The 25891-nt window shown below is 38.1% G+C and carries 22 protein-coding genes and 1 pseudogene; 18 read left to right on the forward strand and 5 right to left on the reverse strand.

Annotation, left to right across the window (positions count from 1 at the left end):
- Positions 1-729 precede the first annotated feature (729 nt).
- Positions 730-1380: a cupin domain-containing protein gene (locus UP17_RS08230; RefSeq protein ID WP_061462484.1), complete on the reverse strand. Its 651-nt coding sequence runs from the start codon at positions 1378-1380 to the stop codon at positions 730-732.
- 365 nt (positions 1381-1745) lie between these two features.
- On the opposite strand from UP17_RS08230, the gene UP17_RS08235 reads away from it, so the two are divergent.
- The 3 genes from UP17_RS08235 to UP17_RS08245 all read left to right on the forward strand — a co-directional run bounded on the left by UP17_RS08235 (position 1746) and on the right by UP17_RS08245 (position 4980).
- Positions 1746-3638, forward strand: coding sequence for an OPT family oligopeptide transporter (locus tag UP17_RS08235; protein ID WP_061462485.1), 1893 nt, complete (start codon positions 1746-1748; stop codon positions 3636-3638).
- On the forward strand, positions 3628-3993 hold the full coding sequence (locus UP17_RS08240; protein WP_061462486.1) for a PqqD family protein: 366 nt from the start codon (positions 3628-3630) through the stop codon (positions 3991-3993). Before UP17_RS08235 ends, UP17_RS08240 begins: the two co-directional genes overlap by 11 nt.
- 378 nt (positions 3994-4371) lie before the next feature.
- Complete coding sequence (locus UP17_RS08245; RefSeq protein WP_061462487.1) at positions 4372-4980, forward strand: methyltransferase domain-containing protein; 609 nt, start codon at positions 4372-4374, stop codon at positions 4978-4980.
- 100 nt (positions 4981-5080) lie between these two features.
- On the opposite strand, the gene asnB is transcribed toward UP17_RS08245, so the two are convergent.
- Both asnB and UP17_RS08255 read right to left on the reverse strand, forming a co-directional pair.
- Positions 5081-6970, reverse strand: a complete 1890-nt coding sequence (gene asnB / locus UP17_RS08250) for an asparagine synthase (glutamine-hydrolyzing) (RefSeq protein WP_061462488.1) — start codon at positions 6968-6970, stop codon at positions 5081-5083.
- A gap of 362 nt (positions 6971-7332) precedes the next feature.
- Positions 7333-8049 (reverse strand): GntR family transcriptional regulator, encoded by a 717-nt coding sequence (locus tag UP17_RS08255; RefSeq protein ID WP_061466026.1) that lies wholly within the window; start codon positions 8047-8049, stop codon positions 7333-7335.
- A 287-nt stretch (positions 8050-8336) separates the two neighbouring features.
- Here UP17_RS08255 and UP17_RS08260 point away from each other — a divergent pair, with 287 nt between their 5' ends.
- The 5 genes from UP17_RS08260 to chbG are packed head-to-tail and all read left to right on the forward strand — an operon-like array spanning position 8337 to position 12431.
- Entirely contained in the window at positions 8337-8645 is a 309-nt protein-coding gene (locus UP17_RS08260) for a PTS sugar transporter subunit IIB (RefSeq protein ID WP_061462489.1), read from the forward strand.
- Positions 8646-8649: 4 nt separating this feature from the next.
- Positions 8650-9999 carry a PTS sugar transporter subunit IIC gene (locus UP17_RS08265; protein WP_061462490.1) on the forward strand — a complete coding sequence of 450 codons (1350 nt, stop codon included), beginning with the start codon at positions 8650-8652 and terminating at the stop codon, positions 9997-9999.
- 16 nt (positions 10000-10015) lie between these two features.
- Positions 10016-10363 carry a PTS sugar transporter subunit IIA gene (locus UP17_RS08270; protein ID WP_061466027.1) on the forward strand — a complete coding sequence of 116 codons (348 nt, stop codon included), beginning with the start codon at positions 10016-10018 and terminating at the stop codon, positions 10361-10363.
- The gene (locus tag UP17_RS08275; protein WP_061462491.1) at positions 10360-11703 is read left to right on the forward strand and encodes a 6-phospho-beta-glucosidase; all 1344 of its coding nucleotides are present in this window, start codon (positions 10360-10362) and stop codon (positions 11701-11703) included. The genes UP17_RS08270 and UP17_RS08275 overlap by 4 nt, the downstream gene beginning before the upstream one ends.
- Positions 11700-12431 carry a chitin disaccharide deacetylase gene (gene chbG, locus UP17_RS08280; RefSeq protein ID WP_061462492.1) on the forward strand — a complete coding sequence of 244 codons (732 nt, stop codon included), beginning with the start codon at positions 11700-11702 and terminating at the stop codon, positions 12429-12431. The genes UP17_RS08275 and chbG overlap by 4 nt, the downstream gene beginning before the upstream one ends.
- Positions 12432-12522: 91 nt before the next feature.
- On the opposite strand, the gene UP17_RS08285 is transcribed toward chbG, so the two are convergent.
- A complete protein-coding gene (locus tag UP17_RS08285) occupies positions 12523-13704 on the reverse strand; it encodes an NAD(P)/FAD-dependent oxidoreductase (protein WP_061462493.1) in 1182 nt (393 codons plus the stop codon).
- A gap of 39 nt (positions 13705-13743) precedes the next feature.
- Positions 13744-14181: a helical membrane plugin domain-containing protein gene (locus tag UP17_RS08290; protein ID WP_061462494.1), complete on the reverse strand. Its 438-nt coding sequence runs from the start codon at positions 14179-14181 to the stop codon at positions 13744-13746.
- 755 nt (positions 14182-14936) lie between these two features.
- Between UP17_RS08290 and UP17_RS26220 the strand changes: the two genes are divergently transcribed.
- From UP17_RS26220 to hfq, 10 genes and pseudogenes are all read left to right on the forward strand, one after another.
- Positions 14937-16267 (forward strand): IS3 family transposase gene (locus tag UP17_RS26220; protein ID WP_155727194.1). Its coding sequence is split into 2 segments (ribosomal slippage): positions 14937-15324 and positions 15324-16267, totalling 1332 coding nucleotides; the frame shifts between segments, so codons are not numbered across the junction.
- An 824-nt stretch (positions 16268-17091) separates the two neighbouring features.
- On the forward strand, positions 17092-17547 hold the full coding sequence (locus tag UP17_RS08305) for an SMI1/KNR4 family protein (protein ID WP_061462495.1): 456 nt from the start codon (positions 17092-17094) through the stop codon (positions 17545-17547).
- Between the two features lie 133 nt (positions 17548-17680).
- Positions 17681-18388 carry a response regulator transcription factor gene (locus tag UP17_RS08310; RefSeq protein WP_061462496.1) on the forward strand — a complete coding sequence of 236 codons (708 nt, stop codon included), beginning with the start codon at positions 17681-17683 and terminating at the stop codon, positions 18386-18388.
- Complete coding sequence (locus tag UP17_RS08315; RefSeq protein WP_061462497.1) at positions 18385-19143, forward strand: histidine kinase; 759 nt, start codon at positions 18385-18387, stop codon at positions 19141-19143. Before UP17_RS08310 ends, UP17_RS08315 begins: the two co-directional genes overlap by 4 nt.
- A 41-nt stretch (positions 19144-19184) precedes the next feature.
- Positions 19185-19334 carry an ATP-binding protein gene (locus UP17_RS29475; RefSeq protein ID WP_349817602.1) on the forward strand — a complete coding sequence of 50 codons (150 nt, stop codon included), beginning with the start codon at positions 19185-19187 and terminating at the stop codon, positions 19332-19334.
- A gap of 208 nt (positions 19335-19542) precedes the next feature.
- A pseudogene (locus UP17_RS08320) lies at positions 19543-20316 on the forward strand (ABC transporter ATP-binding protein).
- Complete coding sequence (locus UP17_RS08325) at positions 20294-22180, forward strand: ABC transporter permease (RefSeq protein WP_061462498.1); 1887 nt, start codon at positions 20294-20296, stop codon at positions 22178-22180. Before UP17_RS08320 ends, UP17_RS08325 begins: the two are co-directional and overlap by 23 nt.
- Positions 22181-22780: 600 nt before the next feature.
- On the forward strand, positions 22781-24112 hold the full coding sequence (locus tag UP17_RS08330) for a GHKL domain-containing protein (RefSeq protein WP_061462499.1): 1332 nt from the start codon (positions 22781-22783) through the stop codon (positions 24110-24112).
- A 456-nt stretch (positions 24113-24568) separates the two neighbouring features.
- Entirely contained in the window at positions 24569-25489 is a 921-nt protein-coding gene (gene miaA / locus UP17_RS08335; RefSeq protein ID WP_061466028.1) for a tRNA (adenosine(37)-N6)-dimethylallyltransferase MiaA, read from the forward strand.
- Positions 25490-25492: 3 nt separating this feature from the next.
- Positions 25493-25726, forward strand: coding sequence for an RNA chaperone Hfq (gene hfq / locus UP17_RS08340; RefSeq protein WP_034313436.1), 234 nt, complete (start codon positions 25493-25495; stop codon positions 25724-25726).
- Positions 25727-25891 lie beyond the last annotated feature (165 nt).

A 25891-nucleotide genomic window follows, 5' to 3' on the forward strand; every position in this document is an offset into this window, starting at 1 on the left:
TAGCCACGTATGATGACAAATTGTTATATATTTGTTCATTTGCGATTACACTAATCGTGTTTTTATATAATTTGTCTCCCTTTTGGAACAAAAAAGCAACGGCCTTGTGTAAGTTGCGAAGATATCAAACTCGATTTAATAGTACATCAAATGTTTGCCGGGTGAGATCAGTCGGGAGGTATATAGTGTTAGTAGCATTAAATAGTCTGTGACTTGTGTATTATTTTCTTCTTCATCACTTTTATATCTTTGAGAATCAAAATGAAACCGAAATGGAAACTGAGCAATTTAGAGGACTTATGATAATATGAAAAACAAAATTCCAAAAAGATGCAAATAAGAATCCGACAATTTAATTTTTTATAAAACTGGATTGAGCACGTTCCTTTAAAGGTAAGATAAGTTCTGAGCAAACGTAAAATAGAATGAATAATCTGTTTTTATAGAGGGGGATCAATTTGAGAATCTCTTATATAAGAAGAAGAAACTCGGTAGAATATATAGAAATTGTATAACGAATACGTGTTATGGATTTTATAATGCCCCTAAACCACATTGGGTGACCACAATAATGTAAGATGTGGCGAAGTAAATGAATGACTTTTAAAAGGGTCATGCAATTAAAAGCAATGGAGGACTCTTAAGTAATGGGGTTCTTCATTGCTTTTTTCGATCCCTTTTTATTAGACGCCATCCATGAACGGGGTTAATCAATTTCCCAATTTATCTTCAATAATAATACTGGGGATTAGGTTGAAATTGATAGTTGTATGACGGGGCAGTATACATTTGGTTATCATAGTGATTAATATATTGCGGGTATTGCTGACTGTCTTCTTCGGCCGCTCTATCGCAGTTGGCTGGCGGACCGATGAATGTTGATGGTTGAACCGGTGCAATTACTTTTTTCCATTGGTTTTCATCGATACAATACGTATGCGCCATAATATTTGCAGGCGTCAATTTCAAAATATCCGAACCCAGGATCACTTCAGGTGTTGGTGCATTAAAAATGGCAAGCAGATGGGTGTTATCAGTATTGGCTACTTCATAATGCCACCAACCTTGTGGAACATTGGCTACTTGACCGGGTTTAATGGGGTAATTTTGTATTTGTTTTGTAAAAGGATTCAGTAATGAAACGGTTGCAGCTCCAGAAATGCAGTACACTAGCTCTGCAGCATTTTGGTGATAATGCGGTTCTACGACATTGTCGGTACTAAGGTAAATATCTAATAATGAAACATTTTCGAGTGTGTTCAATTGTTTGATACCTAATACATTTATATAGTTTTGATTGTTTTTTTTAACGAAGGTGCTCTTGTTAACATCGAAAAAGTATTGTGTAGATGGTGAAGTATAGTCCATATAGGAGACCATGAATATATCATTCCTTTTCCGGAGACTTGATCTTGCCAGGATATGTTAGTTTTTATTTTAATGTGCAATCACAGAGTGGGTAATTGCTTATTGTTCCTAATGATTGTTTATGAATGCTGCATATCAGTTAAAGGGCACAGGGAAAAAAATATTATATAATAGCCTGTTGAATGGAAAGCAATTGAATCAAACCAGATGGTAATTAGAGAAATATTATTTTAATATACTTTAAAACCGAAACTGCTAATCTGAATTTTGGATATAATCAAACTTTTAGTAAGAGAAATTTTCCCATTGCATGACTTTAAATTACAGTGATATAATGTTCTCTGTGATTTTAAAGTTTAACATAGGAAGTGGCTAAATTGTCGAACAATTCGAAAGAAAGTAAATTCGTCCCGTACGTCTCTGCATCAAAATCTCTACCGGAATTAACTGCAACGGCAGTCATTCTAGGGATCATTCTTGCAATCGTATTCGGTGCGGCAAATGCATACTTAGGCCTACTTATTGGTTTAACTGTCTCTGCTTCAATACCCGCAGCGGTAATTTCAATGGCTATCTTAAGAGGGGTTTTTCGCAGGGATTCAATTTTAGAAAACAATATTGTGCAAACGATGACCACGGCAGGTGAGGCAATTGGTGCCGGTGCTGTATTTACCATTCCAGCATTATTCATGTGGGACATGGACGTGAGTCAAGCATTCATCATTTTCGTTGTATTAACTGGGGGATTTTTAGGGGTCTTCATGATGGTTCCCCTTCGCCAGCTTTTGATTGTAAGGGAACATGAAACATTACCATATCCTGAAGGTACGGCATGTGCCGAGGTTCTGAAGTCAGGAGAAGAAGGTGGTACAAGTGCCAAATTAATCGGAGCCGGTTTGGTTATCGGCGGTATGGTTAAAGGGCTTGGTGATGGTTTTAAGCTTTTTAAAACAGAGGTTGAAACAGGAATCACAAACTTTAAAAATGCGGTGGTTGGTCTTGATGCCTTTCCTTCCCTTTTGGGTGTAGGTTATATCATTGGGCCGCGTGTTGCAGGACAAATGCTAGGTGGAGGGCTATTAGCATGGGTCGTTCTCATACCGGCAATCAGCTTCTTTGGCAGCAGCAATGGAACAGCCATTTTCCCTTCTGATGTACCGATCGGTGAATTGGATGCATGGGGAATTTGGGATAATTATATACGTTATATTGGAGCTGGTGCTGTTGCAACTGGCGGATTGATCACATTGATCAAAACATTACCTATACTTTTCAGTTCAGTTTTTGATACCCTTAAAGGCGTAAAAGCCAATAAAGGGCAACTTAAATCGGGTTCGATCCGTACTGAAAAAGACATCCCGGCTAAGTACGTTTGGTTGGGAACGATCATCGTTATTTTAATCATTGCTTTCACACCAATAACAGATGTAGGAATCATCGGTGCGATTGCAATTGCGCTTTTTGGATTTTTATTCGTGACGGTGGCTTCAAGGGTTGTTGGGATCGTCGGAAGTTCTTCTTCCCCTGTTTCCGGGATGACCATAGCCACACTATTGATTGTAGCGATTGTCTATAAAGCAATTGGTTTTACTGGTACGAATGGAATGGTAGCGGCTTTAACCGTTGCTGCGATCATTTGTACTGCTCTTGCGGTTTCCGGAGATGTTTCTCAAGATCTAAAAACAGGATATATTGTGGGCGGAACACCATGGAAACAACAAGTTGCCATGATGATCGGTGTCGTTGCGTCTGCTTCTGTCATTGGTTTTATCCTGGTTCTGATGGACAATGCTTATACGATGGGATCTGCAGAACTACCTGCACCTAAAGCGGCACTTATGAAAATACTTGCTGAAGGTGTTCTTGGGGGAGATCTACCTTGGACCCTTATCTTTATCGGTGCGGCTATTTCCATCACATTAGAGTTTTTCGGTCTGAATTCACTTGTTGTTGCTGTCGGCATTTATTTGCCGGTTCATACTAGTGCCCCAATCATGATCGGTGGATTTATCCGTTTCTTCGTTGAGTTCTTCTCGAAAACGAAAGAAGCGCTTAAAGCACGTGTTGATAGGGGTGTATTATTTGCATCTGGTTTAATAGCAGGTGAATCATTGATTGGTGTACTTATTGCCATATTGATTGCAGCAGGTGTCCAAGTCCCGGCCACGGCTAAATTAGCCAGCAATTTGCTACCATTCTTACTATTCCTTGCTCTAGCTGGATTGCTATGGTTCGTATCCAGCAAAGGGAAAAAAGAAGATGCTTCGTAAACGCCAATCAAAAAAGAGGAACCTGTTAACCATGGTTCCCCTTTTGGAAAAACGCGTCACAATGGAACAAGAATCTTTGGAAGCAACTTTTTTAGTCATTCAACGGACCAATTTTGTGGAACGAATTACGATTCGTTTCCTTAAACAACCATCAGTCCGTAAAATCAAGCTTGATAAGTTTGGGGCATTTGCCATTAAACAAATGGAGTTCCAAAGCAATGTCAAACAGATTTCTGAAGCGATGAGTGAACATTTTGGTGAGGAAGCAGAACCAGCCTTACCTCGTTTGATGAAATTTTTGGAAATCCTTGAGGTTCATGATTGGATCATATGGGATGATGAAGTAGGAAAATGAGACAAGGTAAAAACACCTCCTGAGTCGTATTTATAATAAATACGAATTTGGAGGTGTTTTTCTTATGGGAACAAGAGTGCATTATTTGGAAGAGATTAAGCGGAAAGCAATAGGGCTAAAACAGCAAGGTGTAAAAACCGAACGATAATTGATCAGTTAGGGATAAAGAATGTACCCCAGACGATCCAGATTGAAGGCGGTCATTATATGGCCAGCCCATGCATCTCTGATTTTAATGGTTATGTAACTAAAGCAAAATCCAATTAATTGTCTGGACATTCATATAACAAAACTTTACCCTGGATAAGATCAACCTTATTTGGGGTTTTTAGTTAGGAATCCCTTTTTGAAATAACCATGAAGCAGGTGCATATTACAATGAAAGAAACAATTTATGATGAGATGCTAAACATCAAGACGGAAGGGGAACAAAAAATTTTCAATGATTCTTTGCATTACCATCGATACGAACCTACGCCATATAGTGCATTAGAACATTTATTCAAAAAATACCCACTAAAAAGAAATGATCGCATTGTGGATTTTGGATGTGGTAAAGGACGATTGAATTTTTTTATCCATCACTTATATCAATCATCTGTGGTTGGCGTGGAGATGAATGAAAACTACTATAAAGAAGCGATTGGGAATCTGAATAACTATAAGAAGAAAAGGAAAAACAACAATGGCAATATAGAATTCCACTGTTGTTTAGCGGAAGAATATGATATTGATTCGAAAGACAATCGGTTTTATTTCTTTAATCCGTTCTCAGTACAGATCTTTATGAAAATCATCAATAATATATTGCTTTCCTTTGAAAAAGAACCGCGCCAAATCGAACTGATTTTATTTTATGGGTCACAGGATTATATTTTTTTCCTCGAAAATCAAACCGCCTTCGAGCTGAAGGGCGAAGTGATATTACCAGGCTTGACTGAATTTAATCCTTATGAGAAATTCGTCATATACCAATTGTTAATTTAAACGGATCCTCGTTTTTTGGTTGTTATCATGTAAAAATAAAAGCACCCAAGCCTAATACATTGATGCTTGGGTGCAAATGAGTAAACGAGCCAATGGATGCTTAATTTACAGCATATTGTAAAGCCTTTTGAGGCCGTGGCTCATATTGTTTTTCTATATAAATTTGATGCCAAATCATAAAAGTCAAAATGGTCCAGAGCTTCCGGCTGTTGTCCGTTTTATTATTTAAATGATTTTCAAGTAATTTCATAATTTGCGGTTTGTTAAAAAGATAGTCAGTTGGGCTCTCCTGGATTAACTTTACTGCCCAATCATATAATTCATCCTTTAACCAATGGCGGATAGGTACTGGAAAACCCAGCTTCTTCCTGCTCCATACATGTTCCGGCACAATCCCGCGGGCAGCTTTTCGAAGCATGTATTTGGTCGTTCCATTTCTTACTTTTTGATCCATACTAAGTTTTGAAGCCGTATTGAATACGCATTTATCCAAAAATGGAACTCTCACCTCTAAAGAATTCGCCATAGACATTTTATCTGCCTTCAATAAAATATCACCTTTTAGCCAAGTTTGAATATCAATGTTTTGCATTTGGGTAATAGGATCATAACCTAAAGAACTTGAATAGATTGGACTTGTAACTTTTTCATTTTCTAAACCATTGAGATAATTCACTAGTAAAAGTTTTTTCTCTTTCTCGTCGAATATGTTTGCGTTTCCGATATATCGATCTTCTAAAGGTGTTACTCCACGCTCTATAAAACTCTTTCCTTTAACCCCTTCTGGCAAAATAGAGGAAAGTGTCCTCAACACGTTGTTCAACGGTGCAGGTATATGGGAAAACATGCGCAGGGAATGGGGCTCCCGGTATATATTATATCCGCCGAATAATTCATCTGCACCCTCACCGGACAAGGCGACTTTAACGTGCTTTTTAGCTTCCCGTGCGACAAAATATAGCGGAACGGCAGCGGGGTCTGCTAATGGGTCATCCATATGCCAGATAATCTTTGGAAGTTCTGCCAAGAATTCTTCAGGACTTATGATATAACTTATATTTTCTACATTCAAAGCGGCTGCTGTCTCCTGTGCAACGTTTATTTCACTGTATCCATCTCTTTCGAACCCTACAGAAAAGGTTTTGATCTTAGGATTAATCTGTTTTGCGATGGAGCAGATAAATGATGAATCAATCCCACCTGATAGAAAAGATCCAACCGGAACATCACTTCTCATATGTACGTTCACCGAGTCAATTAAGGTTTCTTGTATTTCTTTAATGACTTTTGAATCTTCTATACTGGAAGGGCGAAAAGTAGGTTTCCAGAACTCTTTTATATCCATTTTCTTTCCGGGCTCTTTAGTGAAATAATGCCCAGGTGATAACTTTTTAATGTTATTGGATAAGGTAGATGGTTCGGGAACATATTGAAAGCTGAGAAAATGCTGTAATGAATTCACGTCCAACTCTTCATTCATCGCTGTCAAGATACTCTTTTTTTCTGATGCAAAATATGTGACATTATCTTGTTCACAATAGAAAAAAGGCTTGATTCCAAAGTGATCCCTTGCCCCAAATAGTTTTTGTTCGACTTTATCCCAAATGACAAAAGCGAACATGCCGCGCAGTTTCTGGACGGTTTGCTCTTTATGGCTACTATAGAGAGCCAATATTACTTCCGTATCAGAATCCGTCGTGAACTCATACCCTTTATCAATGAGTTCTTTCCTTAGTTCAATATAATTGTAGATTTCGCCATTAAAAATGATCCAATATCGTTCATTTTCATATGAAAGAGGTTGGTTACCGTTATCTATATCGATTATGCTCAATCTCCTAAATCCAAAATTTACAAAATCATCAAAAAAATAACCTTCATCATCCGGACCCCTATGGGTAATGATCGTGTTCATCTTCTTGATCGTTTCTTTCATATTTGAATTTATGGCTTTCGGATATTTTTGAATACATCCTACAAAACCGCACATAAAATCCACCTGCCTAATTATTTATTATTAAGAGATTTCCTAGTAACTTTTATCAAGATTACAATGAAATATATAGGCATAAAGTTGTGTATCGATCTAAGTAGTAGAATATCTCTAGTCTACTAGGTTAGATTATTATTCTATATTTGTCAATTTCACTCATTTATTGAATTGATTTGTAAGTATTTTAATATGGTACAAGAATCCAAACACGCAATAAGAAGAGGCAATCGTTATGATTGCCTCTAAATGAACGCATATAAAAAAATATATTCAATCCCAAATCGAAATGCTGAATAAGAAGCACACAAAAAAACGGGCTGCCTTAATGAAATAGGCATCCGTCTTCTTTTAATTATCATTCAATAGTTCCGTTCGATGACAAAGTGTGCACGATCGCCTCTAAAGAGAGTTTTAGAAAATTCAATGACAGATCCATCAACCTCATATGTGTAAGTTTCTAATGAAAAACAAGGTGAACCGTTGGGTACATCCAATTTGTCAGAAATGGAATCGTCGGCTAGTGAAAACTCCAAGTGTTCGACCGTTTTTTTTACTTTTAAATTGAATTGTGTTTCAAGTACTGTAAAGAGTGATTTTTCACAGGCTTCGATATTAAGCCCGGGTGTTTTATACCAAGGCAGATAGGCAATTTCATATTGAAGGGGGACATCGTTTACGTAACGAATTCGTTCCAGTTTGTTTACTGGATCTCCAATATTTTGCTTAAAAAGCTTGGCAAGGGTAGCATTAGCTTCAATCACCTTTAAGCTAATGACCTTTGTAGAAGGATTTTTTCCTTGCATCGTGATTTGTTCTGAGAACTTTTCAACCGTGCTTGTAAGAAATTGCTTCACTTTATTCTCCGAAACGAAAGTCCCTTTACCTTGAACACGGTAGATGTAGCCTTCGACTGTCAATTGCTGTAAGGCCGTGCGCACTGTTGTCCTGCTTACTCCGTATATTTTACAAAACTCAGCTTCAGTCGGTAATTTTGTATTTGTTTGATACTCGCCATTTTTTATGAGATCGATAATCGATTCCTTAACGATGGAATGCAATGCCGCTTCTTTATTCATGGTCTCCACAGTGATGCCTCCTTTACTCATTCCAATATATACATATAGATTATATCGGATAAGTTCAATAATCAACTGTAAATCAAAAATTTGTAATAACAAATCAAAAATTGTGTTGATATTTTTTCGATTTGTAACTACAATATATATATGGAGGTAATAATACCCAGTTCAAAAATACCTTTCAAAGGGAGTGATAAAACAAAGGAACATCAATTATTGTAAAATTATGGTTCTTTTTTTCTTGAAAATACTGAATAATCAATCATTAAAAGGGGGTAATTTCAATGAATATCTTATTATGTTGTTCTGCAGGGATGTCTACCAGTTTATTAGTTACCAAGATGGAGGAAAGCGCTAAAAAACAAGGGGTGGAGTGTCATATATGGGCTGTTGGTTCTACAGAAGTGAACAATGAAATGGATAAGGCTGATGTGATTTTATTAGGTCCGCAAGTTCGGTATCTTCTTTCCAAGTTACAGGAGGCGGGTAAGGAAAAGGGAATTCCGGTCGCAACCATCAATCCAATGTTCTATGGTCTATGTAATGGTGAAGAAGTACTAAAACAAGCCACTACTTTAATAAAAGGAGAATAAGGATATGATGACTTTTATTGATAAGTATATTATGCCTGGAGCGGTGAAAATAGGAAATAACCGGCATCTGCTCGCGATTCGTGACGCATTGATTGGAATGATAGCGATTACAATGATCGGGTCTTTTGCCGTCCTGTTCAATAATCTTGGGCAAGTCATCAAGCCTTACGGAAGAATGATGGAGGCCATTTTCGGTCCAGCATGGAATACGCTAGGCGGTGATATTTGGTTTGGAACCTTTGCATTCATGACGGTATTCGCTGTATTCGGCATTTCTTATAAACTAGCAAGATCATACGGCGACGATGGTTTTGAAGCGATGCTGGTTTCCTCGGCCTGTTTCTTCTTATTATTACCTCAAATCGGAAATGTCACTTTAACCATTGATGATAAGGATGTTACAGGCGGGGCATGGGGTTTCGTAAGCGTGAATTATTTTAATGCTACAGCCCTCTTTACAGGAATAGTCGTTGCCTTAATAGCAACCGAAATATTTGTGAGACTTTCCCGAGTGAAATATTTAGTCATTAAGTTGCCTGATGGAGTACCTCCAGCGGTAGCCCGTTCTTTTGCAAAGTTAGTACCGGGTATGGCAACGATTCTTGCCGCTGGTGTATTCGGACTGCTATTCCGTAAAGTTACTGATGGACAGGTACTGAATGACTGGCTGAGTAAAGTGATTGTATCTCCCTTACAAAGTGCTGTAGATTCATTGCCATTCGCTATTTTACTAGTATTTCTTGTTCATTTATTATGGATGATTGGTTTGCACGGACCAAATATCCTTGGAGGGATAACAACACCGCTTTTTGAAAGTTCGGGTGTGAAAAATATTGATTTATATGCAAAAGGTGTCAAAGACATGGACCAATATGGGGTATTGGCAGGTTCTTTCCTGGATGCATTTGTTTATTTAGGAGGATCTGGTGCAACATTGGGCCTCATCATCGCAATGATCATTGCCGGTCGGAAACGTTATAAACAGATGATTGCACTTGGAGGGGCACCAGGGGTGTTCCAGATTAACGAACCTATCCTATTCGGATTGCCTATCGTTCTGAATCCAATGTGGTTCATTCCATTTGTTCTCGGTCCGGTAATTACAACGGTGATCTCGTATATAGCGGTAAGCAGCGGAATGGTTTTTCCGATCGTTGCTAAGATTCCATGGGTTACCCCACCGATTGTGGGCGGATTCCTAGCCACTGGCGGGCATGTATCCGGAGCGGTCTTGGCTGCGGTCAACTTAGTCATTTCAACAGTGATTTATTTACCATTCGTATATGCTCAAGTGAAGATAGATACCAAAAATAAAACAGAGCTTACAAAAGATTCAGAAACGCTAAACGTTTAAGAAAGTAGTGATGAAAATGGAAAAAGAAGAATTATACCAGCTATCCTTTCAATTGATTTTATATAGTGGGAATGCGAGAAGCTTTGCAATGGAAGCGATGCAGGAGGCTAAGAAAAAGAACTTTGATTCTGCTCGTTTGAAAATCGCCGAGGCCGAAGCGGAATTACTGCAAGCCCATAAATACCAAACTCAATTAATCCATGCAGAGGCGGGCGGGGACCAATTTGAGCTTCCCATTATCCTGGTGCATGCTCAAGATCATTTAATGACGGCGATGACTGTAAAGGATCTTGCAATAGAAATGATCGATCTGCGCGAAGAATTCTTACATGCAAATGTAGTGAAAGAGAGGACTGCTGAATGAGCGAGGGTCTGAAGATTGTCACGATTGGCGGAGGATCGAGCTATACGCCAGAACTGATTGAAGGTTTCATTAAATATCATGAGGAACTTCCCGTGAGTGAAATTTGGCTCGTGGATATCGAACCGGGAAAGGAAAAGCTTGAAATTGTCGGGGATTTGGCAAGAAGGATGATTGAAAAGGCTGGTGTGAATATCGACGTCCATCTTACGCTAGACAGGAAGAAAGCACTTAAAGGGGCGGATTATGTAACAACCCAGCTGCGAGTTGGCCAGCTTGCAGCAAGGGCACTTGATGAAAAGATTCCGTTGAAACACGGAGTGATTGGACAGGAGACGAATGGACCAGGCGGGCTTTTTAAGGCTTTTAGAACGATTCCCGTCATTCTGGATATTGCTCGTGAAATGGAGGAATTATGCCCGGATGCCTGGCTGATTAACTTCACGAATCCTGCTGGTATGGTAACGGAAGCGGTTCTTCGTTACAGTAATATTTCCAAAATCATCGGTCTTTGCAATGTGCCGATTGGTATGGAACGAGGTGTTGCTGATTTGATGGATGTCGAGCCATCAAGAGTCCGGATCGACTTTGCTGGGTTGAATCATATGGTTTACGGCTTGGATGTATTCGTTGATGGGGAGAGTGTCAAAGATCAAATCATCAATCTGATTACAGATCCAGCTAAAGCCGTCACGATGAAGAATATCCATGCAATGGGCTGGGAGCCGGAATTTCTTAGAGCGTTGAACCTGTTTCCGTGTCCATACCACAACTACTATTATAAAACGGGAGATGTGCTGGCCCAGGAATTGAAGGATGCTGAAAAAGGGGAAACACGTGCTGAGGTCGTTCAAAGACTTGAAGCAGGATTATTCGAGCTTTACAAAGACAAGGGTTTGGACATCAAGCCTCCGCAGCTTGAAGAGCGCGGAGGAGCGTACTACAGTGATGCGGCAGTAAGGTTGATTTGCTCGATGCATACGGATAAACGTGATATTCAAGCGGTAAATACCATCAATCATGGTGCGATTGAAGGCATTCCTTATGGATCTGCAATTGAAACCAGTTGCGTGATAACCAAGGATGGTCCTAAGCCAATCAATGTGGGAGAGCTTCCAGTCGCTGTTCGCGGTTTAATTCAGCAAATCAAATCCTTTGAAAGGGTGGCCATCGAAGCTGCAGTCTCAGGTGACTATGATACTGCGTTGCTTGCCATGACGATTAATCCACTTGTTCCTAGTGATCGGGTTGCGAAACTTATCTTAGACGAAATGCTGGAGGCACATAAAGATTATCTGCTGCAGTTTTTTGGAAAAAAGGAGTTGCAGGATAATTTATCATGATTGAAGTCCTTGTAAATGCAGATGATTTCGGGTTAACTAAAGCGGTGAATTATGGGATTTTGGATAGCCACAAATATGGAATTGTCAATTCAGCAACCATCATGATGAATGCGAAAGCAACGGAACATGCGATTGAATTAGCAAAGAAGACACCGTCGTTGAAAGTAGGTATACATTTAGTGCTCACATGGGGAAAACCTTTGTTGAACGACGTGCCGAGTTTAGTTGACGAATCTGGTTTCTTTAAGAAGCAAGGTGTGGTGTATGAGAACCCTACTCGTATTTCCTTGAGCGAATTGGAGAGGGAGTGGTCAGCACAGATCGAAAGATTCTTGGAATTTGGTCTGTTTCCAACTCATTTCGATAGCCATCATCATGTACACGGGATAACAGAGTTTCTACCGGTTATTCAAAATCTGTCTGATAAATACGGATTGCCAGTGCGTAATGCCGGAATGCACCTAGCTGAGATTCAAACCGTTACAGATGTTTTCCTGGATGACTTTTATGGAGAAATGGTGGTTGAAGATTACTTTCAAAACTTGAAGGGGAGGGTAATTGATGGGGCAAGCGTTGAGATAATGACTCATCCTGCTTATATGGATGAAGAATTGATGAAAGTCTCCTCTTATAATGATAAACGCTTAAAAGAAACCCGGATTTTGACAAATGCAAAATTGCCTGAGGGATTTTCCCTGAGATTCAGCATCAACCAGGTTAAGATTTGATTTTATTAAATGCAGCCCTTTAATTACAAAAAGGACCATTCATCAAAATGATGAATGGTCCTTTCAAATTCAAGATAGCTTTATCTTAAAGTTAATAAGCGAGGCTGAATAGGGCTTTGATGTGTGATAGATAGCGAATATTACTTGCTTCTTTCATCAATGTAGCCGGCAGACCTTTAAGGGAAGTGTTATTGGCCCCAACGGTTGCCACTGCATCTTTACGGCCAAGGCTTGCAAGTGTACCTGAGTTGACAGGTGAAAATTCTTCAAGTTTCTTGCCTTCAAAGGCTGCATATAGGTTGTATCCAACAAGCTCACCCATTTGCCAAGCATTTTGTGCAGTAGGAGCGTATGGACGGCCGCCTTCTGGAGGGAAAGCAACGGCACTGTCTCCGACAACGAATACGTCATTATGGGATTTTGATTGCAAATACTCATTAACGGTTGCTTTGCCGCGATCCACTTCAAGGCCTGATTCGCCTACGATAGGAAGTGCTGCGACTCCGCCTGTCCAAACAAGCGTATTGGCTTCGATCGTTTGTCCATCTTTCAATTCGATTTGATTTCCTTTAACACCCGTTACAGGCAGACCTGTCAAGAATTCAACGCCGCGTGCTTCCAAGCTGGACATGGCACGTTCAATTAAGTGGTCAGGCAGGACAGGAAGGATTTTTGGACCAGCTTCCACAAGCTTGATTTTCAAGTCCTTGAAGTCCACTCCGAACTTTTTGGCGATTTTAGGGAAATGATCCACGATTTCACCGATTAACTCGACGCCAGTCAATCCGCCGCCGCCGATTACGATTGTAGCGTCCGCTTCGTTATTCGTTTGTGCATATTCACGGATGCGATCTTCGATATGTTTGTAAATTTTGTTAGCATCATTTACGGATTTCAAGACCATGCTGTTTTCCTCAAGTCCCGGAATGCCGAAGAATCCTGTTTGGCTTCCCAAAGCAACAACTAGGGCATCATAAGATAAAGTGGAACCATTCGCAAGTTTCACTTCTTTTTTATCGACTGAGAAAGACTCCACTTTTGAAATGGTAAGGTCGATATCTTTTCCTTTGAAAAGTTTTTCCAAAGGAATCGAAACGGCTTGTTCAGAAATGGATCCGCCTGCAAGACGGTGCAATTCGGTGATGATTTGGTGCGTTGGAAATTGATTCACCACTGTAACCTGCACTTCATCCTTATTGTAATATTCACGTACGGATAAGGCTGATAGTAATCCCGCATAACCCGCACCTAAGATGACGATTTGTTTTGACATAGTTAATCCCCCGTCCTTACTGATTGAATGTTTATCAAATTATTTTTGGTTTTTGCGTTCTGAAGAGACTTCAAGAAAAGCTTGGGCAAAACGGAAAAGCTTTTGTGCTTGCGGATCTTTCATCATTCTTAACAGACCAAAAAGACCGATCACATCAGTATTCGCTTCTGCACGATCCTTAGCTTCGATGGCGTTAGCTGCAAGACCTTTCACTGAGCCCACTACAGGTGTAGCGATCTCCGAAATGGCGCTGACCGTATCATTTTTCAAAACATCATCAGTCGCAACCGATTGAGCGAAATCATAAGACTTTGTTAAAATATTCACTAACTCAGTCAGTTTTGGTAACTGCTCAACTAAAGTGTTCAAGGATTCCTGAACCTCAGGCTTTAAAAGCTGATCTAGGATATCCAATTGTTCTTGGTTTGCAGAAATATTAAGTGTTTCATGTTCAGGTTTTGTGGCTACATCTACCATATCTAATTCCCCTTTAAACTTATTTATTTTGATTTATGTGTTTTCCGCCGATACTACTAATCATACGACTCTAATCTCTTAATTTCAAATAAATTTTTTGTGATAGAAATATAATTTTTCAGTTATAATTAAGAGTTAGTAGGTGGGTTTCTTAATTTATCTTAATATTCTAAAAAAATGTTGAGATTATTGTGGTTATAATACCTTAAATAAAAAAGTTTATTAGAAATGCCCCTTGTCATTAGATTGTCCAATCAATTCATGACATGAACAATCAATATAGACACTTATAATTCTGCCTGTATGTTTGTTTTGGTGTCCAAGAATATTTTATCTGATTTAGGGTAAATAATATTATCGGAATTGGAGATGATGCCCTTGGTAGAACGCAGGATGTTAAAAATCCGTGGAGAGAATATTGAAATATCTTCTAGGTATAGTGAGAAATATAGTAAATGGAATTGTACTGCTAAACTTCCCAACAGTTCCATAATAGCCTATTGTCGTGATAAGAATAAGCTTCGTGCTGAAACAGTTTCTATGAGCAGATTATTAATTACTTATGATGACTATAAAATTGTATGAGATGTAGTGGAATCAGCCGACCAAAAAAAAAGGCGCCCAACCTCGAAGATGATTGAACTATACCCCGAATTATGGACACAGTAAAAAAAGTCCCTTATTCGGGGTTTTCTATGTCCTTTTTCTAGAACCCCGTTTATAATCATTTCAGATATAGGGCGGAGGAAATCAAAATGAGTAAGATTTATTTTAATGAATTTCAAATAAAGGAATTAGAGAATAATCCACATGTGAAACAGGTTTCAGATCGTTCGATTGCTTATCATCCAGACTTTAAGGTAAAGGCTATTAAAGAGAATCAAGCTGGTAAATCACCTACCCAAATCTTTATTGAACATGGCTTTGAGTTAGAGATGATTGGATCGGATAAACCAAAAGGCTGCTTAAAACGTTGGAGAAAAACGTTTGAACAATATGGCGAGGATGGCTTCTATACAGAGCGACGTGGGAAAGGAAGTCCAGGAAGACCAAAATCCAAGGAGTATTCGCAGGAAGATCAGTTAAAAAAGGCTGAAGCTCGTATTAAATATTTAGAGGCTGAACTTGAATTTCTAAAAAAGTTAGACGAACTCGAAAGGCAGGCTTCGAAGAAGAGAAAATGACAACGAGTGAAAAATTCACGTTAATTGAACAAATCATTCGCCAATATAATCTTACCAATATGGTCCGTTATTTTTGTGAAATGGCCGAAGTCAGTCGTAGTGGATATTATGCTTGGATACATGCTGAAAGGATTCGATTGACTCACGAGAAGAAAGATTCGCAGGATTATGAACTTATTAAGGAAGTATTTGAGGCCAAGAAGAAAAAAGCAGGTGCCCTCACCATCAAAATGATTTTAGAGAATAAGTATTTTGTCACGATGAACCATAAAAAGATTCGAAGGCTTATGCATAAATTCAATCTTAAAGCCATAATTCGTCAAGCGAAACCTTATAAGAAATTAGCGAAAGCCACTCATGAGCATAAGGCCGTTCCAAACCACTTAAACAGGAATTTTAACCAAGGAGAACCGAGGAAAATTCTCCTTACAGATATTACTTACGTTTATTATGGTTCTGGACAACCAGCTTATCTTTCTTGTGTCAAAGATGCTGTTACACGAGAAATCATCGCTTTTCACTTATCTAGAAGTCTCAAGATGGGGATTGTCTATCACACATTGGAGAAGCTCTCTGATTCCCTAAATGATCTGATTCATCCTGAAGCGATCATTCATTCAGACCAAGGCGTTCATTATACACACCCTGAGTTCCAGCGCCGAGTGAAAGAACTAGGGCTGAAACAATCCATGTCCCGAAAGGGAAACTGTTGGGACAATGCCCCTATGGAATCATTCTTTGGCCATTTTAAAGATGAAGTGGATTATTTGGAGTGTCAAACTTTTGATGAGTTACACCAATTAATTGAAGAATATATGGAAGATTACAATACAAATCGTTACCAATGGAGCCTAAATAGAATGACTCCCGCACAATACGGGAGTCAACTATTAGCTGCTTAATTTATAGGTCTTTTTTTAAGACTGTCCATTTTGAAGGGCACAGTTCAGATGGTTGGGTGCCTTTTTTTATTGGATCCAAGATGGTGTATCCCCGTATCCCCGTATCGCCGGTATGGAAATAAATATTTTGCAGAACAGGTATTTGGAGATAGCTTTCGATTAGTCTCGATATCATGTCACATGCGATACTGCAATTTTGCTGTTACTTCGATCTGAAATATTAAAACATCTATCCTAAATTGATTATTTTATATTCCTTTTACCCAAATTTTTAAATAACCATCAATTTTGATATCTTTAACTCAAATCTCATTTTATTTTAATAGCCCAAGTGTATAGTATGAAATATTTATCCTTTTAATTGTTATTGTATACTTGTATTTATATACAAACCTCTTCTATTTTTCCCTTTTGGGACATAAGCTTTCAAATCACCATTTTGCCTTCTACCCTTTTTTTGCGAATTTTTAGTGAAGGGAAAATCCCTTTTTTTTTAAAGCTATTTTCTTAAGTGGAGATGATTGCAACAAAATTGTCGAAAAATATATCAGAAAATACTGAAAAGGAAAGTAAATTTATGTTAATGTATTTAAAAAGTGTCATTTTTTTAGTCCTGAGGAATAATTTGTTTTTCAGGAATCTCCATTGAAAAAATCGTTTAGATTGTAATGGAGTCAAAGTTCCATTTGGCTAAGGAAATATAAAGGAAAACCTTGCCTTTTTATTACAGCAATCAGCAAGTGAATAAGGCTTACAGAATAAGATCATCTGGTGGTGAATTGATTTTGTATGTTGCTACAATAATCTGAAATGGAGTTGGTAGAATGGTGAATATTACTGGATATGGTAAAGCGACACAAAAAGCAGTGAATAATTTTGAGGAATTTGTGGGTTTTGAAATCCCTGCTGATTATAAACAATTTCTCCTCAAGCATAATGGCGGCATAACTGCGGTGCAAAACAGTAAGTTTTATGTAGATGCATTAGACACACTCGTTTGCTTAAATGTCCTTTATGGATTAGATCTTCAGGATAAAGAACTGGATTTACAGAAATGGCATGAAGAAAACAGGGAAGACTTACATAAGAATTGCATTATAATAGGTAATGATACGTGTGCAGGTAAAATTTTACTGATAAATAACGAAGAGGAAAAGGGAGTCTACTTCTGGGATCAGGGGTGGTATTCGGATCCATCAGGCCAGGATGAAAATATTTATAAAGTTGCAGAGAGTTTTCAATCCTTCATTGAGGGATTGAAAATCCCGGAGGAAATCTAATTTTATTTGCATCCCCTTGATTGGCTTAGGCCATTCAAGGTTTTTTATTGTAAATTCAAAAGCAGATTGATATGGGACGTAAATTATATGTAAGAGTGATAGTAAGGATTGTTCTTTTAAAAGGGAGGAAAAGATTTATAAAATCTTATTGGTTGAAGACGATGTCAAGATAGCTGGGAGCTTGGTCAATTATTTATATAGGTATGGGTATGAGGTTTTTGAAGTAAAGCAATTGGACCAAGTCTTTTCGGAGTTTCAAGAGATAAGGCCGGATTTGATTTTATTGGATATTAATCTTCCATATTATGATGGTTTCCATTGGTGCCGACTAATGAGGACGGTTTCAAAGGTTCCCATCATATTTACATCTGCAAGGACAGATGAAATGAACCAAGTCATGGCCATTGAATATGGGGGAGATGATTATTTAACAAAACCATTTCATTTGGAAGTGGTGCTAGCGAAAATAAAAAGTGCCCTTCGCAGGGTTTATGGTGAATATGCAGAAATATCTTCATTCCACCAACAAGTAAAGCAAATGGACGGATTAACCCTTTATACGGAAAAAGCGATGATTGAATTTCAACACAATCAGGTAACGCTAACGCAAAATGAGTTAAAATTATTGAGTTGTTTACTACGACAGTATGACACCATTGTCTCCCGTGAAGATTTACTTGAAGCCCTATGGAATGATGATTCATTTGTTGATGACAATACTTTGACTGTCAATGTCACTAGAGTACGGAGAAAACTAGAGGATATTGGCGTCAAGCATGCCATAACAATCAGCAGGGGAAAAGGATATCGACTAAAAATAGTGCAAGGTGAAGAAAAGTGAAACTAAAATCCTTTATTATAGACCGTCTTTATTTTATATTTTATACCGTTCTATTGGTAAGCCTGCTTATTATTGCTTATGCATTAGCCGTTCTGGAAGCGGGGAATCACATATCGATTTCAAATATCTTCTATTTAATTATTCTCACGTTGTTTATGTTGCTTCTATTTTTAGCGCCCGATTACATAAGGCACTACCGTTTTCTTAATCAATTAGCAAGGATGAAGCAAGAACCGAGCTTGTCGTTTGAATATGTCGAAGCCTTTAGGGAACCCCTGTCAAATGAACAAAAGTTGTGGATGGAGCTTTTTCAACAAATGAACAAAGTAACAATTGGACAATTACAAGAACAAATCAAACAGAAGGAGCAATATGAGCTGTTGATTCATCAATGGGTTCATCAAACGAAGACACCTGTTTCAGTCATTTCCTTACTGATTCAAGAAGGCAATAGGACATTTTCGAATGGGCCGATGAAGGATTATCTTAAAGAGATAGAAGAAGAAAATGATCGATTTCGCAGAGGACTGGAAATTATATTGCATGGAGCAAGGCTGCAGCGTTTTTCGGAGGATGTAAAATCGGAGCGATTTGACTTAATTAATCTAGTTAAACAAGTGATTAACGAGGAAAAAAAACAGTTCATCAAACGGTTCATATACCCCAAGCTTGATACGGAGCTTGAGAATTTTTATGTGCATTCGGATCGTAAGTGGCTCCACTTCGCCATTAGTCAGGTGTCTTTAATGCACTGAAGTATTCAAGGCAGGAAGAGCATGACAGCATAACGTTCAACATTGTTGAAAAAGGGTCGGAGATTCTAAGGATAACAGATCAGGGAATTGGAATTGTCCCACATGATATAAAACGAGTGTTTGATCCTTTTTTACTGGAGAGAACGGGCGAGTTCAACAAGAGTCAACCGGAATGGGACTACTATATCTAGTGAAGGAAATCGTTAACAGGCTTGGGCATGGCGTTACCATACAATCGACTGTATCTGAAGGGACTACTGTGGAATTTCTCTTTAAGACAAATACCCTACATGAAAGGTGACAGAATTGTAAGGGAGTTAAAGCGGTATGTAATAAACTTCGATGGGAGCCTCCCGCTTTATTCATTATACTTACGGTAAGAAAGGGAGGTATTTTCGGATGTCGATTTTAAAAGCGGAACAACTATCCAAAACTTATTTTCAAAAGCAGGGGAATTTATTTCATAAAGCGTTACAATTTCACAATGAATGTACAGAAAGGGGAGTTTGTCGGAGTGATGGGTCCATCAGGCAGCGGGAAAACCACGCTGCTTAACTTAATGGCCACGATTGATAAGCCCACCACAGGTAAAGTCATTCTAAATGATCAAAACCCTAATGAATTAAACAATCAGGACCTGGCTTTGTTTCGCAGGAGGGAAATTGGATTTGTTTTTCAAGACTTCAACCTTCTTGATACACTTACCGTTCGCGAAAATATCCTCCTTCCTTTAGCGTTAGATCATTATAAACTGCAGGAAATGGAAAATAGGGTAAATCAATTGGCGAACCTCTTTGTATAGAAGGGATTTTAGAAAAGCGGACTTTTGAAATTTCCGGGGGTCAGCAGCAACGAACGGCTTGTGCAAGAGCGATGATTCATGAACTTTCCATTATTTTAGCGGATGAACCTACTGGTAATTTGGATTCTAAATCTGCCAAGCAGGTAATGGATACCCTCACGACACTTCAGGAGAAAAAGGGAGCAACCATCCTCATGGTCACTCATGACCCGACTGCCGCCAGCTTCTGTGACCGGGTTCTATTCATAAAGGATGGCAAGTTCTTTTCGGAGGTTCATAGCGGAGGGGAGAGACAGAGCTTCCATCAAAGGATTTTAGATACGTTAAGCGTTTTGGGAGGAGTCTATCATGAACATCCGACTTCTCGCTAAGAGAAATATCCAAGGAAATGCACAACATTATCTAGCATATTTTTTTAGCATTGTCCTTTCCGTCTCAATCTTTTTTATTTACACATCATTTATCTTTCATCCTGATGTGCTCCATGCGAATATCCCTGGGGGACAGCTAATCAGTAGGGGACTCATAGCAGCAGAAATAGTGATCATCATATTTTCGGTTTTCTTTATCGCTTATTCGAATGCCGCATTTATACAGCCGCGAAAAAAAGAGTTTGGGTTGCTGACACTGCTTGGAACGTCCAAATCCCAACTAAGAAAACTGATTTACCTGGAGCAAACGATTGTTTCCCTCATATCCATCCTGATCGGAGTAGGCTTGGGGTTGTTGTTCTCAAAATTATTTTTAATGGCAGTTTCTTGTGTAGAGCAACCAATATCATTTGTCTTTGTCCCTGAGGCATTTGTTTATACGATTGTTGGTTTCATTTTGCTATTTCAGCTATTATCGCTCCTTTCATTGTTCCACATTGGAAATGCGGAGGTTGTCGATTTACTAAAAGATAAACAAAAACCAAAAAAGACGCCCTTCGTTTCAAAGTGGTTAATTGCATTATCAGCAGTTTGCTTATGCATTTCTTATTACTTGGCAGCCACGATGTCGTTGAACAATTCTTATATTCGAGTGATGCCCATTTTATTCTTCGTACTGATCGGCACCTATTTTTTATTCAGCCAAAGCATTGTCGCTCTATGCAGCAGGCTTTATCGGAAGAAGAAAAGCTTATATGGTGGAACGAATTTAATTACACAAACAAACCTGATATTTAATATTAAGGACTATTCCAGGTTATTCTTTTTGACCTCGATCATTACAGCTGTGATTTTGACCGCTGCAGGAACACTTTTCATGTTCAGTGCAGATTTAAAAAAGCAAGGGATCGATAACATTCCGCAATCAATTGGCTGGGTTGAAAATGACGCTTCCATTTATTCCGTTATTGAACCATCCGCAGTGGAGAAAACATTAAAGGAAGATGGATTCAAGATCCTTTACGAAGTTAATATGACAGGTGTGCCCATTTCCCACATGTTACCCCATATGAGAACGGGAGAATCCAATGAAAATTGGTCATTATTAATCTCGGAAAGTGATTATAACAATGCGGCTGCATTGCGAAAAATTGATCCAGCAAAGCTATCTGGAGAAGAAGCGTTATACATTTTTCCTTATGGAGGACTAGACTATGAATTTGTCCAAAAGGGTGAACAAAAGGAGCTGCAATATGGTAAACAAACCATACAGGTAACAATGATTGGTCAGCGCAATCAATCGATAGTCGCTCCAATAAAATCAGCAACGACCCTGATGGTGGTCGATGATCAGCTGTATCATGAAATCACTAATGATGTGCCTTTAAAAGATAAGGTAAGAGTACGAGGGTATGAAGTTAAAGACTGGGAAGAATCAATGGAAACTGCTGCTAAAATAGAAAAAATGTCTAATAATCCTGAACATAATCAATTGCAAACAAGAGCTCCGATTTATCAAGAAATGAAACAGGGAAGCATTTTGATCCTTTTTATCGGCTTGTTCGTCGGTTTATTATTCTTTATCGTCCAAGGAAGCATGATGTATCTGCGAGTTTTTACGAATTTAGAAGATAAAAAAATCCAAATTCATGCCCTACATCGACTGGGACTGACAAAAAAAGAAATACGGAAAATTTTAAGTGCGGAAATACGCATCCTCTTGTTCGCTCCTTTTCTGATAGGGATGATTCATGCCATAATCGCCTACGTGGCATTAAGCAATTTATTGGGATCCAACTTGTTCGTCTATTCTGCTATGGTCATCGGAACGTATTTTCTTTTTCAACTGCTAATTATCAAGTAACAAAAAAGATGTATGAGCGGGCAGTCATCAATTCGATTAAATAAAAGCTATATGTAAATGGAGTCAGGGGGCCCTGATTCCATTTTTTTGTATTAATGTCTCGTTAAAATGCCGTTTTCCTAAATGGTAAATTAGTTAATACGTACTATTGCAAGGGAAGTGATCCGCTTTTTTCATGAAACTGAATGGCATCTGAATAAAAATATGAATTTTATTTAGATTTTATAGATTAAACCTTTACATTCTTGTAATATTTTCATATAAAGGGTAAAATTATTTATTTCAAGGCTAATATATTGAAATCAGCATCTGTTCTTTTTTTCGTGTTCTTATATAAAGTTATATTAATATAATAAATATATGGTAATAAAATGTTTTGCTAGAAATATTAAGTATTTAATTTAGCTTAAATTAAAATTTAAAAAGTTAAGGATCAAAAAAGAAGTGGATAATATGTTAATTACTTGATTAAATACAGTGCCGTATACCTATGTTTATCGTGAATATTAGATTCTTTTCTATTTCTTTTCCCCTTTATATAGTAAACTCATAAAAGGTTCGTTAACTGTTAGCTGCTAGAGACGAGGTAAGTTTAATCCTATGAAAAATAAAAAGTTAAGGGCATTTCTTTATTTGACCATTCTTTTATTAATTGTCTTCATTCTTCTAAATATGTTTTCTACTTATTTAAGCATTAAAAATTCTGTGCAAAAATCCGTTGCTAATCAAAACTTGGTAACTGCCAGGTCTATTGCCGACTCAATGGATATAGAGGCATATCAACGATTTCTCAATAACCAAGTAAATAGCCAGGAATATAAGGATATAAAAGCTTATTTAGAGGATGCCCGTGAAAAAATCGGGGCATTGTATGTTTATACCATCATGGTTGATAATCCGAGAGTATCTAAAGCTATGATTACCGGATTTTCTAAAGATCATAAAGGGGATTTTCCTATCGGTGGTGTATGTACTGTTCCGTCGGAGCAAGTCGAACAGGCGTATGAAGGTAAAAGCTTTATTACCGGGATTCTGGAAGATCCGGAATATGGTGAGTATTTGACTGTGGGAGTGCCAATAAAAAATCAAGATGGCACCATTATTGGTTTTTTGGGCATTGATGTGAGTGCAGAGGATATTAATGCCATTAACGGAAAGGTATTGAAAAGCAGCATCGCCATCCTTGTTTATAACGGGGGATTTGTCATCATGTTGCTATTTACCTTTTTTGTCATTCAAAAATGGTATCAAAAAGAACTGACACGTGAAGTGGGGGATACGGAAGATACATATCAATCGGAATTTCAATCGCTCATTGCTTCAGTCCGCTCATTAAGGCATGATTTTTCCAATCATATTCAGGTGATACATGGACTGCTTAAATTAGGGGAGAACGCAAAAGCACTCGATTATTTAACTGGCCTTTCAAAAGAAGTGCATTCGATAGAATCGATGAAATTGGATGTGATTCATCCGGGCTTATCTGTCCTATTAGAGACAAAAAGGCTATCGGCACAGAATTATAACATCGATATAGAAATTGATGTTTCACCCAAATCTTTCAATCGGGTCAAAACAATCGATTTGATAAAATTATTATCCAATGTTATCGATAATGCAATTGAAGCAACAATTGAATTGCCCGAGCAAGAACGCCGAATGAATATTGCATGTAACGCTGATGATCAAAAGTATACGTTTATGGTCACGAACACCGGGCCAATGATTTCCACTTTAGATCAGGAGAATATATTCACCAGCGGATTTTCAACAAAAAAGGCACAAAAGGGTAAAGTTCGCGGACAAGGATTGTTCATCGTTAAAGACTTAGTGAACAGATATGATGGAGAGATTCATGTACAATCCACTGAAAAAGAAACGACCGTTACGATGATGATACCCGTAAATGGAAGAATATGCTGTGAACTGTAAATCAAAAGGGAAGCGCAATGATAAAGAAGGTATGATTCCTCAAAATGCAGAAGGAATCATACCCTTTTTTAGTTATTTTTGATTATCTTGTAATTTGTTGAAAGGCCTTTATCATGCTTATTTTTCTCCATTAGTCCCAGCTGGTTTCGCTATTACTTGGTCTAATGCGGTAAATGGAACTGGGGACTTCATCTATATTATAAAGCTGATCTATATGGATAAATGAAGGTATAATGGTCACAATTGAATGTGAATAAAGGGATTTCAAGATGGCGATTATTCCGGGAAAAGAGGTGAATAAAAGAATCTGAATTGGACATAATGGGTAGATGTTTAGCTGCTTTCATCGAGATTATGATAAGATAGGAAAAAATCATATAAGGCAGTGAGAATGTGAAACAACAAAAAGGAAAACTTCTCGTTATCATTGGACCGACTGCTGTTGGCAAGACTAAGATGAGCATTGAGATGGCAAAGTTATTTAATGGTGAAATTATCAGCGGAGATTCGATGCAGGTTTATAAAGGGATGGATATTGGGACTGCAAAAATCAAAAGGGAAGAAACAGAAGGGGTTCCCCATTATTTAATTGATATTAAGGACCCTGATGAACCATTTAGTGCAGCAGAGTTCCAGGAGCGCGCTAATGCTTGTATCGGGGATATCCAGAGCAGAGGTAAACTCCCAATTATCGTCGGTGGAACAGGATTATACATACAATCGGTCATCCATGATTATCAATTTTCGGAAGCGCCATCAGACCCTGTTTATAGGGATGGACTCGAAAAACAGGTAAGGGAGTTTGGAATCGATCCAGTTTTTGAACAATTACGCAGCGTTGACCCAGAAAGCGCGAATCGGATTCATCCTAATAATGTTAGAAGGGTGATCAGAGCACTTGAGATTTATCATTGTACAGGTAAAACGATGAGTGAGCAGCTGAATGAACAGCCTACTGAATTTAAATATGATACATGCATCATTGGATTGACAATGGAACGTGAGAAGTTGTACCGACGTATCGATCAACGTGTTGATGGGATGGTAGAAGAAGGGCTGATTCAAGAGGTGGAGTCCTTTTACGAAAAAGGTTTGAGGGATTGCCAATCAATCCAGGCTATAGGCTATAAAGAAATCTATGATTTTTTTGATGGAAAAGCTTCATTGGATGAAGCAGTTGAGAATTTAAAGCAAAACTCCCGTAGATATGCAAAAAGGCAATTGACTTGGTTTCGGAATAAAATGGATGTAAATTGGTTTAATATGACCGATCTCGAGGGTTTTCCAAAAAAAATACATGAAATATCTGGATTTATTGCAGGAAAGCTTTTCAATGAAGGCGAATACATAAATTTAGAGAGAAAAGAGGAGGACTAATACATGAAACAATCAGTAAATATTCAAGATCAGTTTCTTAATCAATTACGGAAAGATGGTACGTATGTGACGGTATTTTTATTAAACGGGTTCCAGATTAGAGGACAAGTAAAAGGGTTCGATAATTTTACCGTTTTATTTGAATCAGAGGGCAAACAGCAGTTAGTCTATAAACATGCGATTTCTACATTCGCTCCACAGCGTAATGTTCAGATTGATTACGAAGTGAAGGAATAATCATATATATGAATGTGAAAAACAGGTTTCGCTTATTGCGACCTGTTTTTTTTGTATGCACGGTACGTTTCTTTTTCAAAGAATCGATAATTTTACGTACCTGTTTTGAATATATATAAGGGACGGATTATTTTCCGGGAAACCGCAGGAAATGACAATCCCTCA

It is taken from the genome of Peribacillus simplex (assembly GCF_001578185.1).
GTDB lineage: Bacteria > Bacillota > Bacilli > Bacillales > DSM-1321 > Peribacillus > Peribacillus simplex_A.